Source organism: Hymenobacter sp. (genome assembly GCF_031398885.1).
Classification (GTDB): domain Bacteria; phylum Bacteroidota; class Bacteroidia; order Cytophagales; family Hymenobacteraceae; genus Hymenobacter.
In genome coordinates this window covers 1-12,637 of record NZ_JANNOD010000087.1, presented here as the reverse complement: position 1 = coordinate 12,637, position 12,637 = coordinate 1, and the positions used below count along the sequence as shown (strand labels likewise).

Here is a 12,637-nt window from a genome sequence, read left to right as displayed (position 1 = left end):
GGCTCGTCCGACTGCCAGATTTGCCAGAAGAAACCCACGGCCTCGGCACCTTTTTGTTCCCACGATACCACCGACTGCGAATCCCGATGAAAAACCCCTCCCGCTTCTTCTACTTTGTTGCCATCTTATGCCTACTCCTGGCCTTGGCCGGAGCCTTCCTGGCGGGCTACTATTCCGGCCGCAACGACTCCTTAGCGAAGCTGTGGCTGAATCTGAGCTTTTGGGGCGCGCTCTTGGCCACCATCGCCTCTGTTGCGTACAAAAAACAAAAGGGCAACCCAGCCAGTCCGCGCTAAGAAGACACGTATGAATTACGGCCCAGTGCCGTGCCGGTGGGCTTGCCCGCTTCGGTTCACTGAAACGGTCCCTAAAATGCCCCCCGTTCGCCTTAGCACACGGGACATCCGCTTGCTTCAACTCCAATTTCTCAAACGAAGAGCCCCCCTCCCCCCAATGAGCGGGCCGTTGAGCGCCCCGAGCGGCGCGTAGATTGGCCGTCAGTCTTGTTTTTTCTCGGCCTTGCTGTTCTGCTTTCTGCCCTGTGGATGCCACGGGCGCGGGCGTTGAGCCTGCTGGTCGTGGGTTGGCGAATTAGATTCGCTCGCCCCGGACGACGTGTAGCATGGACGGTGTTTCTGGTTTTTTTGCTTTTGTCCGGTTCGCAAGGCGTGCGCGCCCAGCCGGTGTTCGACAGCCACGTGCACCTGGCAAAAGGCGAGCAGTCTTTGCGCGAGTACGAAGCGCAGGCGAAGACCGCTGGGCTCGAAAAAGTAGCGTTCGGCGGCATGTGGTTCGGCGGCCCGAACCAGGCATTACAAGGACAGCCCAAGCGCATCAGCGCCAGCAACGACGCGCACCTAGCCCTGGCGGCACAGCACCCCCACATGCTGCCGATTGCCACCGTCCATCCCTATGACGGGCCGGCGGCGGTGGCCGAACTGCAGCGCGTCGCCGGGTTGGGCGTTAAAATTCTCAAGATCCATCCGCACACGCAAAAGTTCGATCCCGCGGACGCTCGCGTGCTGGCATTAGTCAAGCGCGCTGGCGAACTTGGGGTTGTTGTTATGTTTGACAACGCCAACATCCTGCCCGGAGACAGTGAGAAACTGTTCAATTTAGCGCTTGCCGCTCCGAACACGAAGTTCTTTTTCGCGCACCTGGGCGGGCTGAACTTCCGCTTCTGGAATATCCTGAAAGCAATAAGAACTGCTGAGGGGCTGTTCGGCGACAATATTTATTTCGACATATCCGCTACGGTCACGCTGATTGCCGATTCGCCCATCGAGCCCGAGTTCGTATGGACGATTCGCAACGTTGGGGTCCGGCAGGTCCTGCTCGGCTCGGATTATCCGCAATACTCGTTGACGCAAACGCTTGATGCGTTCGAGAAGCTCGACCTGACGCCGGAGGAAAAAGCACTGATTCGCTACACCAATGCCCAGACCTTATTTAAGCTCAAGCCGTCCGGGTCGGAGAAGTAAAATGGCTTGTTTAGAAAAACGGTGTTTTAAATTTACCAACACCCCTCCTACTTCGCCGCTTCAATTTCCGCCACCGCCTGTCCTACCAAGCCGGCAACGAGCGCGGCATTGGGCCGCGGGGCTTGCTGCTGCTGCACCTCCCGCAGCAGGCCAACTAGCCGTTGGCTGTTGACGAAGGCCTTGAACTGCCCCGTCAGGTCCTTGATGCGGGTGATGCTTTGGGTAAGCGCAGCCGGGTCGTCGAGGCGGCCGAGTAACCCGCCGAGGCCGACATCCAGCTCACCAAGAAGCTCAAGGAAGCCGGCAACTTCCTGGACCTGCCCATTCTCGACCACCTCATCTATTCCGACCAGGGCTACTACAGCTTCGCGGATGAGGGCATGCTATAAGCCAAGCAGCTGAATCCGTAGCCTTAACAGCTAAAGCAGACGCGGCGCCGGGCGCGGTTGCCGCAACGCACAGGAACGGCAGCCAGAAATCCGAAGGTTTATTTCACCAATTAGGTATTTCAGCATTCTGTCGGGCAACTGTTTTCGGCAACTCTGCATCCAACGGTTGCGCGCCCGGCGGCCTTTGGCCAAGCACTCTCGTTACCTGCCGGGCCCGAAATCGAACTTATCATGAAGACTTGCTCGCTGGACACTTCGCCCCAACAAGTTGCTCGCCTCAGCGGGGCCCTCTACTTGGCTATTATTCTGTTGGGAGTGTTTTCGGAAGGGTTCGTCATGAGTAAGCTGCTGGTTTCGGGCGACGCGGCGGCCACGGCGCGCAACATTCTGGCTGCGCCGTTGCTGTGGCGCGTGGCGGTGGCCGCGAACGTCGTGCTCGTGCTCTGCGCCGTGCCCCTGCTTTGGATTGAGTACCTGTTGCTGCGGCCCGTGAGCAAAAGCCTGGTGTTGCTGGCCGCGCTTCTCAACCTGGTTTCCCTATCGGTGGAAGCTGTGAGTAAAGTGTTCATGCTCCTGGTGATGCCGACGTTGGAAAGCTCGCAGCACACCCCAGCGATGGGGGCGCCGCAGGTAGCCGTGCTTGCCAACCTGGTGCTGAAAGCGCACGGCATTTCCTTCAATGTGGCGTTGCTGTTTTTTGGCGGCACGTGCTTGGTCAACGGATACCTGATTTTTAAGTCGGGCTACTTCCCCAAAGCAATAGGCGTTTTGATGCAGGTGGCGGGCGGGAGCTACCTGGTGGCTTGCTTCGCGGCGCTATTTGCCCCGGCCCTGGCCAACGTGCTCCTGCCCGCCCTTTTGCTGCTGCCCTTCATCGGCGAATTGTCTTTTTGTCTGTGGCTGCTGGTGAAAGGAGTGGACAGCGCCGGGTGGAAAACCCAAGCAGACCGAGCCCAGGAGCTACGAGTTGGGTCGCCCCAGCTGTCGCCCGCATAGATGCTGGGGTGTACTGGGCCAGCAGCGCTATTCTGGTACACAATCACCCTCAGCGCCACCGACATCCAGCTTCCAGGGCTACACCAAGCTCATCGTTCTCGGCGGGGGCGGGGCCAAAGGCAACCCCGGCGCGAAGCCGGCCGCCTAAGCCGCGCTAGAAACGAAAAGCCCCGTCAGTTGCTGGCGGGGCTTTTTTATAGGAATACGCTTAGAGTAATTATTAAAAAGACATAAGGAAAAGCTTTCCATTATCGTCTTTATCATTCAGTTCTAAAACGATTTCGTCCTTTGCTAGTATCAAATCCTTCGCGTTGGGCAAATCATCTTGGATAGCTGTAAAGATATACTGGATATCATACTTTAGGCACAATCTTTTGATTGTTGACATAAGTCTAATTTTAAGTCGATTATCCTCGTTGCCAAAAGCGTCATCATGGTAAACAAACTTAAAATAAGATTGGCTAGCATAATTAATGAGGATTGATAAGTCAAAAGCGACGCATAACAATTTATTGTATGTATATCCTCTTTGCTGAGCAGAATTTTCAATACTGTAAGCAAATTCAATGTTATCGGCGTTATTTTTGGAAATAGAAATAATTGCTGGCACCTGCAAGATATCATGGATAATCTCGCTGAACGTACTTCTTATTGCTGAATACTTATCGTTTGATAAAGTATTGCTTAGCTCTGTCTCGATTTCCACTTTTGTTTCTTTGAGTTCATTCTCTTTTAACAAAGATATTTCCCGAACTCTTTCCTCTATGAAGTCAAAGGCAATGAGTTTTGCTTTAAGATACATCAACTCAGACTCAGCTTTCAGCATATCCTGCTGATACGCTTTATATTTCTTGAAAATAGAAGTGTCGTGAATCAAGTGCGTATACTTGACTTTTCTTTCATTGAGAACTTGCAATTTCTTAATTATTTCACTTTGCTCTATCTCCTTTTCGGATAAAGTCCTCTTTATCTCCCGATTTCTCTCTGTCGTTATCTTCTTGTTGAAGTCACTTAGTTCCTCGTAGCTCCTGAGGAATTCAGCGGGAAATAGTACGTTGACTTCGTTGAATAACTCATTTACTTTATTGATGTCAAAGGCGAATTCATCTCGAATCGACTTTCTCAATTTGTTAATATCAAATTCTATCCTGTATAATTTATTATTAAGTTCGCTGATGTTGTTTTCGATTTCTTCAACAAGAGTGGATATTGTTTCTTGGTCTTTAATGAAAAAGTTGAAATCATCCAGGTCTGTTGATAACTTGTTTATCTCCTGAGTTTTCAGCTGAATCTGGCCAACGGTTTTATCTTTATCATTAGAGCTTATATTCAAATCACGCTCCTTATCCTTAATGGCTTTAGACTGTTCTTTTATAGCTTCCTCTAAGTCGTATTTACGAGAGAGCACATCCCCTTTGAAGCCAAGCAGACTGAACATGAAAGGTTTCCAATCCCTGTCCTTGCTGCGTGAAAATTTCTTTAGCTGGAATATATTATCATAGTCGCCTTGGCCGCGTAGACAATAATTGATTGACTTTCTGTACGAATACCCGGTAAGTTTGGAGAAATCAAAATTCAGCAAATCGTTCAAAAGCGCTTGTGCTTTCTCTATGGGTATTTCCAAATAATCCCAATTTTCAATTAGAGGAAAATCGTCAAAGCTATGCTGATGGCGCTTAAAAAATATCTTTGTTGGCGCATTAACTGTGCGCTTTATCGTTAAAAATCCACCTGAGTTCAAGAGAATCTCAAGGTAGAATTCATAATCCAGGAAAATTGTTGCCTCACCTTTTTTTGTATTTATTAACCAATGCGACTTGTCAATATTCTTGAGTAATAAGAAATCGATAAGGTCTACAAGTGTGCTTTTGCCTAGGTTATGAGTGTCCCTTTGCTCATGTCTGGCCTTGACATTAGCTAAAATCAAATTGATTTCACCTCTTTTGAGGTTGAAAGCAATGTTCTTAAACGGTTTGTTGCAGTAAAGCTTGCTGATTTTCATTTATTTCAAACGCGTCTAGAGTCCCGCCGTAATAGTTAACCTTGCCTAATAGGTATAGAAAGTTTAAAGCATAGGGAAACGTCTCGCTTACATCAGCTCCAATTCGTCTTGTAAGCTTTTCTTGCAGTTCGTGATAAGTAAGTAATTTGTTTCTCTTAAGTTCAGCTAATGTAAGGTAGGCAATATTGACTACTGAGCTGTCTAAATCCAGGTATCTATGCGGGAAAATCATTTCTTTCGTCCGATGTGGCAGTTGAAATACATATGATGGAGAAACACCCAAATCAATCCTCTATGTTTTGATAATTCTGCTTTATGGTCGTCGAATATCTTTTTGTTTAAGAAACCAAAAACCTCTTTAAAATTATCAAAATCATTTCTTCTTATTTCAATCATGCTCCCAAGGTCTGTTGCGAAATTATCATAAGCTATGGCATATTCGCTATTGATTGGGTCGCTTAAGAAGTCGTCTATTTGTGAAAAATATTCCAATGAATGTTGGCGAATTCTTGCGTAGTAATGTTTGTCAAGGTTGTTGATTTTGTTTTTCTTCTTTTTTTTGGCGTATGGAATAGGATTTCCTGTTGGCAGAGACAAATTGGTTATCTTCTTGGCATTTTTAGTAAATACTAATATAAGGTCTTTAATATCGTCATTGTAAAAATCTAGTGGAAGAACAAAGTTTTCTAGGCCAAATCGTTTTAAAATTTGCTTATGAGTTTTAAGATATTCTGTGATGGTTTCAGTTCCTATTATATGAACATTGCCTAGTCCCGTCTCTTGTTGAATATGGGCTCTTATTGATTGTTCAGCTCCACCGCTAAGTTTCCTATTTGTAAACAGAATATAGTTGTCTATCTCATTGTCTTTGATAAGAGCTTTGATTTTCTCGATTTCCTCGTTTACAACACTAGTTTTATTGCCGTGAAATGATTTGTCTGAGCAACTTGCTTCTATGGACGATGTATGTTTGGCTTGAATAACAAATTTTCCATTCCATGAAGACGCTTTTGATGGAAAATTGTTAGCTGTTCCTTGGAATCGGCCATCTTTCCCTCCATCGCGGCCTTTCGCGAAGCTTACAACACCAGCACCTAACACTTCGTTACAGAGAGAGTTGACTAACTTTTCGAACTCATCTTCTGAAAGTAAATCTAATCTGTAGTCCATACGGCTGTGAATAGGTGGTACACAAATAAACAGACTTCTTGCTGAGTGATGCGTTGCATTGGATTTAGGGAAACGGAATATAGCCACCAGTTCACAAAAAAGCCTCGCCAGACACTGGCGAGGCTTTTTTGTGGCTCAGCCTACGGGGCTCATTCCTTCACCAGGCGTTTCACTACCGGGCCTTCCTGGGGGTGGAGGCGCACGGGGTAGCTGCCCGCGGGCCCAGGCCGCTCAGGTCCTACTTCGCCGCCTCAATGACCGCGGCGGCTTCATCCACCAGGGTTTTGACCAGCGCCGCGTTGGGCCGCGCGGCCTGCTGGGCCTGCACCCCGCGCAGCAGGCCCACCAGCCGGGGCGCGTCCAAGAAGCGCTTGAACTCCACCGTCAGGTCGCGGATGCGGGCAATGCCTTCGCGCAGCGCGGTGGGGTCGTCCACGCGGCCGAGCAGCTCGGCGATGCCGGGCAGCATACCGAAGCGGGCGTTGGGGTCGGCGGCGTCGTACTTGGCGCGCACGGAGGGCCACTGCGCCGCCGTGCCGGCCCGGCCGTACACCGCCACCAGGGCGGCGGTGAGGGCGCCTTTGTGGTCGTTTTCAAAGGCCGTGGCGCGGGCGAGGGCCTGGGCCGGATTCAGCGGCAGCAGTGCCTGCAGGGCCGCCCCTTGCACCCGGTACGACTTGCTGCCGAGCGCTTGGGCGAACAGCGGGGCGTAACGCTTGTCTTTCAGCGCGCCCAGGGCGTTGAGGGCGGCGGTTTGCACCGGCACCGCCGGGTCGGCCAAGGCCAGCTTTTCAACCAGCGGCAGGGCTGCTTTGCGCAGCGCGGCGTTTTTGAGGTCGAGCAGCTCAACCGCCATTTCCCGGAGGGCGGGCGACTTATCGGCGAGGCCGGCCACCAGGATTTTGTGGGCCAGCGGGTCGGCCAGCTGGGTTTGGGCGGCGGCCAGGGCTTCGCGGCGGTCGAGGTAGCTCGGGGCGTGGCGCTGCTGGTACGCAAATTCCGTGAGCGACTTGCGGTCCTGCTTTTGCCAGACCAGCACTTTTTCGGCGTCCACGTTCACCAGGTCGGGCCGGGTGGCGGCCGGGAAATAGAGCGTGTCCACGGCGTGGCGCAGGGTGGCGGGGTAGCGCCGGGCGCGGCCCTTGGCGTACACGTCCACCGTGAGCGGCAGCACGAAGGGCGCGCCGGCCTGGGTTTGGCGCACCACCACGGCCTGGCGCTGGCGGGCGGCATCCCACTGGTAATCGATGGTGACGACGGGGTGGCCGGCGCGGAAATACCATTGGTTGAAAAACCAGTTCAGGTCCTGGCCCGCGGCTGCTTCCAGCGCCAGCCGCAGCTGGTGGGCCTCGCCGGTACCGAAGGCGTTTTGCGTCAGGTAGCGCTTCAAGCCGGCAAAAAATACGTCCTCGCCCAGGTGGTGGCGCAGCATGTTCAGGATGGCGCCGCCTTTCTGGTAGCTCACCCCGTCCAGCAGGTCCTCTTTGTCGGCGTACTGAAAGCGCACCAGCGGCTTCTCGAAATTGCCGCGGCTGCGGAAGTAGGTGCGTAGGCTGAGGTCGGCTTGCTGGGCCGCGGCATCGGGGCCGTACTCGTGCTCGGCCCACAGCACCTCGCTGAAGTTGGCGAACGACTCATTCATGGTCAGGTTGCTCCAGCTTTCGCAGGTCACGTAGTCGCCAAACCACTGGTGGAACAGCTCGTGGGCGATTTCGCGCTCCTCGCCGGCGTACTGCCAGTCGAGCAGCTCCCGCGCCGAGCCCTGGGCCTGCTCGCCAAACAGTGAGGCCGTGGTGTTTTCCATGGCCCCGGCCACGAAATCGCGGCACACCACCTGGCTGTACTTATTCCAGGGGAAATCCACGCCCAGCCGCTGCGAGAAAAATTCCAGCATGCGCGGCGTCTTGCCAAAGATGGCCCGGGCCTGGGCCGCGTACTGGGGCTCGAGGTAGTAGTTCACCTCCTTGCCGCGCCAGGTGTCTTTGGTAACGCGGAAGTCGCCCACGGCCATCATGAACAGGTAGGGCGCGTGGGGCTCGTCCATTTTCCAGGTGTCGGTGCGCAGGCCGGGGCCGGCGGGGGCCTGGCTCACCAGCTGGCCATTGCTGAGCGTGACGTACTTGCTGGGCACGGTCAGGCTGATTTCCTGGGTGGTTTTCTGGTTGGGCTGGTCGATGGTGGGGAACCAGGCGGAGTTGGCGTCGGTCTCGCCCTGGGTCCAGATTTGCACCGGCTTGCCAGCCACCGCGCTGTCGGGGTTGATGAAGTACAGGCCCTTGGCCCCGCGAATGGCCGCCGTGCCCTGGCCGGCGGCGCCCAGCTCGTCGGGCTTGGCCGTGTACTCAAGGTACACGGTATAGGCCTGGCCCGCGGGCACCGTCCGGCCCAGGTGAATCAGCAGCTGGCGCTGGTTGTAGTCGTATTTCAGGGGCTGAAGCTTTTCGCCTTGCACCAATGCCACGGCTTTGATGTCCATGCCTTTGGCGTCGAGGCGCAGCGTGTCGGCGGGGTAGCCGTGGGGCTTGAGGGTGACCCATTCGCGGCCGTAGAGGTAGCGCTTGGCGTAGTCGAAGCGCACGGCGAGCTTGGTGTGCACCAAGTCGTTCACGCGGCGCTCGGTGGCGCGGTAGGCGGTGGCGGCGGGGTTCTGGGCCGCGGCCGAAGCCACGCCGGCCAGGGAAAGCGCAAGCAGCAGGTATTTTCGCATCAAGAAAGGAAGGAGCTCAAATTGCAATTGAGGCCAGAGATGCTTACGCGGCGCCGGGCGTTGCCTGCATTTTCAAAAACATCATTCGCATGGTTAAAAAAATTGCATTAGCGGCGGCCGTGCTCGGCATTGTTATTTATTCCGTGAATGACATTCAACCGAATATCAGCGCCTATGCCGCCCCGTTGAATAAGGCCCGCAAGGAGAAGAACCGCTCCTTTCGCCTGGCGCAGGACTCGCCCCTGCCTGTAGCCCAAAAGGCGCAATTCGACAGCCTGAAATATTACCCCGCGGCCTTGGACTATGTAATCGTTGCGGCCATTGCCCGCAACGCGCGCCCCGACACCACAATTTTGCAAATGAGCGACAACCGGACCGAGCAATACCTGAACTGGGGCCAGGCAAAATTTGAGATTGACAAAAAACCGCAGCAGTTAACCGCCTATTTAAAAGCCAGCGGCACCGACTCCACGCTCTTCATCCCCTTCACCGACCTCACCAACGGCCGCGAAACCTACGGCGGCGGCCGCTACCTCGACGCCGCCATCCCCAAAGCCGACGAAACGGAAGTCACGCTCGATTTCAACCGCGCCTACAACCCGTACTGCGCCTACAACAACGACTATAGCTGCCCGGTCCCGCCGGCCAACAACCGGCTCCGGGTGGCCATTGCGGCCGGCGAACAGTCGTTTCACGACTGAGGCCGCAGTTCCCGCAAATCGAGCCGGAAGCCGGGCAGCACCGGCTCGCCGCGCAGCTCCTGGTCGAAGCCCGTGACGACTTCCACCGGCTGGCCGGGGCGATGCACGTAGGCAGTTTCGGTTTCGAGGTCAATTAAAAGGCCGAGGCGCACGCCGTTGCGCAGCCACTGCTCCATCTTGGCTTGCAGCGTGGGAATGCGGTCGGACGGGGATTTTACTTCAATGACAAAGTCCGGGCACAGCGGTGGAAATTTCTGGCGTTGCTCGGCCGTTACGGTTGCCAGTCGCTCGGAGCTCACCCAGGAAGCGTCGGGCGAAAGCACCGCGCCGTCGGGCAGCAGGTAGCCCACCGAAGATTCGAGCACCCGGCCCTGCCGGTGCTGGCGCTGCCACAAAGCCAACGCCAAATAAGCTTGGCCGCTGCTGTAGCTTGATTCAAATCCGGCGGGGGGCATGATGAGGATTTCGTGGTCAGCCGTGCGCTCGATGCGGACCAAGTCGTTTTCCTGGCACAGGCGGAAAAACTCGTCATCGCTGAGGCCGGTCACGAACGGCCCGCGCAACACATTGGCTTCGTCGGGGATGTTGGGATACATGGCAAAAGGCGTGGGTCTGCTAGCAAGATACACCGCTGGCCCTGATTTGGCCCATCCTGCCCCGCCGTACCTTTGCCCGCCCGGCGGCCTGACAACGGACAACTAACAACGGACAACTACCCATGCGCATTTCCCTCGACTGGCTCAAAACCCTCATTCCGACCGACAAACCCGCCGCCGAAATCGGGGCCCTGCTTACCGGCTCGGGCCTGGAAGTGGAGAGCATGGAAGAGCTGGAGGGCATTCCCGGCGGCCTGCGCGGCGTGGTGCTGGGCACGGTGCTCACCTGCGAGCGGCACCCCGACGCCGACAAGCTCAGCCTGACCACCGTGGACGTGGGCGACGGCACCCCGCGCCAGATAGTGTGCGGGGCCCCCAACGTGGCCGCCGGCCAGCGCGTGGTGGTGGCCCTGGAAGGCGCCACGCTGCACCCGGCCCAGGGCGAGCCGTTCAAAATCAAGAAGAGCAAAATTCGCGGCGCGGCCTCCGAGGGCATGATTTGCGCCGAGGACGAAATCGGCCTGGGCACCTCGCACGCCGGCATCCTGGTGCTGGACACCGCGCTGCCCAACGGCACGCCCGCCGCCGAGTACTTCGGCCTGGGCTCCGACACGGTGTACGAAATCGGCCTCACGCCCAACCGGGCCGACGCCGCCTCGCACTATGGCGTGGCCCGCGAGCTGCGCGCCCTGCTGCGCCAGCCCTGCCACCTGCCCGACGTGAGCGGCTTCGCAGCACCCGCGTCGGCCGCCACGAACATCAAGGTGACCATCGAGGATGTAGAAGCCTGCCCGCGCTACGCCGGCTTGCTGCTCGAAGATGTGCACGTCGGTCCTTCGCCTGAGTGGCTGCAACGCCGCCTGCGCAGCATCGGCCTGAGCCCCATCAACAACGTGGTGGACGTAACTAACTTCGTGCTGCACGAGCTGGGCCAGCCCCTGCACGCCTTCGACGCCGACCGGATTGATAGCAGCCAGATTCGGGTGAAGCGCGCCGCGGCCGGCGAGAAATTTACAACCCTGGACGGCGTGGAGCGCACGCTGAAAGCGGAAGATTTGGTCATTGCCGACGCCCACGGCGCGCCGATGGCGCTGGCCGGCGTGTTCGGCGGCAAGACTTCAGGCGTGAGCGAAACCACCACCCGCGTGTTCCTGGAAAGCGCCTATTTCGGCCCCGCCGCCGTGCGCCGCACCTCCCAAACGCACCAACTGAAAACCGACGCCTCGTTCCGCTTCGAGCGCGGCACCGACCCAAACATGGTGCTGGTGGCGCTGCAACGCGCGGCGCTGCTGCTGCAGGAAGTGGCCGGCGCCACCGTGGCCGCGCCCATCGTGGACGAGTACCCGAAACCAGTTGAGGCCGCCACGGTGCGCCTGCGCCTGCCCCGCGTGGAGCGGCTGGTAGGCCAGTTCATTGCGCCCGAGCGCATCCGGCAAATTTTGACGGATTTGGACATCGAAATCACCAAGGAAGACCGGGACGAAGGCGACCAGGCTATATGGACATTATCCGTGCCACCGCACAAAGTAGACGTGACGCGCGAGGCGGATATTATCGAAGAAATTCTGCGGATTTACGGCTACAACAACGTGGCTTTACGGCCGAATAATTCGGCGTCGTATCTGGCAAAATTTCCGAACCCCGACCCGGAAGTAACGCGGGTGAAAATAGCCTCGCTGCTCAGTGGACAGGGTTATTCGGAGATATTAACAAATTCGCTGACCAATTCGCAGTATTTCGACAAGGAAGGCGCAGCGGATAATTCACTGGTGCGCATTCTGAACTACAACAGCGTTGAATTAAATGCTCTGCGGCCTACGCTGCTGCATTCGGGCCTGGAGATAATTCGGCACAACCTCAACCGCCGCCAGCGGGATTTGAAGCTGTACGAATTCGGCAAAACCTACTCGCAAAACGAGGGCGGGAGATACCAGGAAAAGAACCAGCTGGTAATTTACCTGACCGGCAACGCGGCCGGCGAAACCTGGCAGCACAAGTCCGAGAGAGCCGCGTTTCACGACCTGGCCGGGGCGGTGCAGCAGGTGCTGGCGGCGCTGGGCTTCGGCAGCGCGGCCTCGCAACCGGTGCAGCACGCCTACCTGGCCGGTGGGCTGGCGCTGCTGGTGCACAACCAGCCGGTGGCCCGGCTCGGCGCCGTGGCGGGCTCGGTGCTCAAGCACCTCGACGTGACGCAGCCGGTGTGGTATGCCGAGCTGGACTGGGACGCGCTGAGCAAGAAATACCGGCCCGCGCTGACGGCCCGCGAGCTGCCCAAGTTCCCCGAGGTGCGGCGCGACCTGAGCCTGGTGGTGGACGCCGGCGTGACCTTTGACCAGCTGCGCCAGATTGCCCAGCGCACCGAGAAGAAGCTGCTGCAAAGCGTGAACGTGTTCGACGTGTACGCCGGCGACAACCTGGGTGCGGGCAAGAAGTCGTACTCGGTGAGCTTCACCCTACAGGACTTCACCCAGACGCTCAGCGAGCAGGCCATCGACCAGGTGATGCAGCGGCTGATTGGGCAGTTTGAAAAGCAGGCCGGGGCGCTGATTCGGAAGTAAAGTTCTGGCAGTTTTAGCCCGCAGAGGGCGCAGAGGA

General features: G+C 56.3%; 9 protein-coding genes and 1 pseudogene. 6 read left to right on the top strand and 4 right to left on the bottom strand.

What is annotated here, in order from left to right:
• The first annotated feature begins 86 nt into the window (after window positions 1-86).
• From RMO51_RS16760 to RMO51_RS16745, 4 genes and pseudogenes are all read left to right on the top strand, one after another.
• Window positions 87-296: a hypothetical protein gene (locus RMO51_RS16760; RefSeq protein ID WP_310396546.1), complete on the top strand. Its 210-nt coding sequence runs from the start codon at window positions 87-89 to the stop codon at window positions 294-296.
• A 354-nt stretch (window positions 297-650) separates the two neighbouring features.
• Entirely contained in the window at window positions 651-1,481 is an 831-nt protein-coding gene (locus RMO51_RS16755) for an amidohydrolase family protein (protein ID WP_310396544.1), read from the top strand.
• 257 nt (window positions 1,482-1,738) lie between these two features.
• Window positions 1,739-1,870: pseudogene (locus RMO51_RS16750) on the top strand (JAB domain-containing protein); the annotation flags it as partial.
• Window positions 1,871-2,101: 231 nt separating this feature from the next.
• Complete coding sequence (locus tag RMO51_RS16745; protein WP_310396542.1) at window positions 2,102-2,866, top strand: DUF4386 domain-containing protein; 765 nt, start codon at window positions 2,102-2,104, stop codon at window positions 2,864-2,866.
• Window positions 2,867-3,086: 220 nt separating this feature from the next.
• Here the strand turns inward: RMO51_RS16745 and RMO51_RS16740 are convergent, their stop codons facing one another.
• The 3 genes from RMO51_RS16740 to RMO51_RS16730 all read right to left on the bottom strand — a co-directional run bounded on the left by RMO51_RS16740 (window position 3,087) and on the right by RMO51_RS16730 (window position 8,745).
• On the bottom strand, window positions 3,087-4,868 hold the full coding sequence (locus tag RMO51_RS16740; RefSeq protein ID WP_310396540.1) for a DUF2326 domain-containing protein: 1,782 nt from the start codon (window positions 4,866-4,868) through the stop codon (window positions 3,087-3,089).
• A gap of 228 nt (window positions 4,869-5,096) precedes the next feature.
• Window positions 5,097-6,038, bottom strand: a complete 942-nt coding sequence (locus RMO51_RS16735) for an ABC-three component system protein (RefSeq protein ID WP_310396538.1) — start codon at window positions 6,036-6,038, stop codon at window positions 5,097-5,099.
• A 238-nt stretch (window positions 6,039-6,276) separates the two neighbouring features.
• The gene (locus tag RMO51_RS16730; RefSeq protein ID WP_310396537.1) at window positions 6,277-8,745 is read right to left on the bottom strand and encodes a M1 family aminopeptidase; all 2,469 of its coding nucleotides are present in this window, start codon (window positions 8,743-8,745) and stop codon (window positions 6,277-6,279) included.
• An 89-nt stretch (window positions 8,746-8,834) separates the two neighbouring features.
• Between RMO51_RS16730 and RMO51_RS16725 the strand changes: the two genes are divergently transcribed.
• Window positions 8,835-9,446, top strand: coding sequence for a DUF1684 domain-containing protein (locus RMO51_RS16725; RefSeq protein ID WP_310396536.1), 612 nt, complete (start codon window positions 8,835-8,837; stop codon window positions 9,444-9,446).
• Here RMO51_RS16725 and RMO51_RS16720 read toward each other — a convergent pair.
• Window positions 9,437-10,042 (bottom strand): Uma2 family endonuclease, encoded by a 606-nt coding sequence (locus RMO51_RS16720; RefSeq protein WP_310396535.1) that lies wholly within the window; start codon window positions 10,040-10,042, stop codon window positions 9,437-9,439. The two genes, RMO51_RS16725 and RMO51_RS16720, sit on opposite strands and share 10 nt — an antisense overlap.
• Window positions 10,043-10,164: 122 nt before the next feature.
• On the opposite strand from RMO51_RS16720, the gene pheT reads away from it, so the two are divergent.
• The gene (gene pheT / locus RMO51_RS16715; protein WP_310396533.1) at window positions 10,165-12,600 is read left to right on the top strand and encodes a phenylalanine--tRNA ligase subunit beta; all 2,436 of its coding nucleotides are present in this window, start codon (window positions 10,165-10,167) and stop codon (window positions 12,598-12,600) included.
• Window positions 12,601-12,637 lie beyond the last annotated feature (37 nt).

Excerpts from the sequence above, each read along its gene's own strand:
- RMO51_RS16720 (WP_310396535.1), bottom strand. The coding sequence starts at position 10,042 with ATGTATCCCAACATCCCCGACGAAGCCAATGTGTTGCGCGGGCCGTTC.
- RMO51_RS16740 (WP_310396540.1), bottom strand. The coding sequence starts at position 4,868 with ATGAAAATCAGCAAGCTTTACTGCAACAAACCGTTTAAGAACATTGCT.
- RMO51_RS16745 (WP_310396542.1), top strand. The coding sequence starts at position 2,102 with ATGAAGACTTGCTCGCTGGACACTTCGCCCCAACAAGTTGCTCGCCTC.
- RMO51_RS16730 (WP_310396537.1), bottom strand. The coding sequence starts at position 8,745 with ATGCGAAAATACCTGCTGCTTGCGCTTTCCCTGGCCGGCGTGGCTTCG.
- RMO51_RS16725 (WP_310396536.1), top strand. The coding sequence starts at position 8,835 with ATGGTTAAAAAAATTGCATTAGCGGCGGCCGTGCTCGGCATTGTTATT.
- RMO51_RS16735 (WP_310396538.1), bottom strand. The coding sequence starts at position 6,038 with ATGGACTACAGATTAGATTTACTTTCAGAAGATGAGTTCGAAAAGTTA.
- pheT (WP_310396533.1), top strand. The coding sequence starts at position 10,165 with ATGCGCATTTCCCTCGACTGGCTCAAAACCCTCATTCCGACCGACAAA.
- RMO51_RS16760 (WP_310396546.1), top strand. The coding sequence starts at position 87 with ATGAAAAACCCCTCCCGCTTCTTCTACTTTGTTGCCATCTTATGCCTA.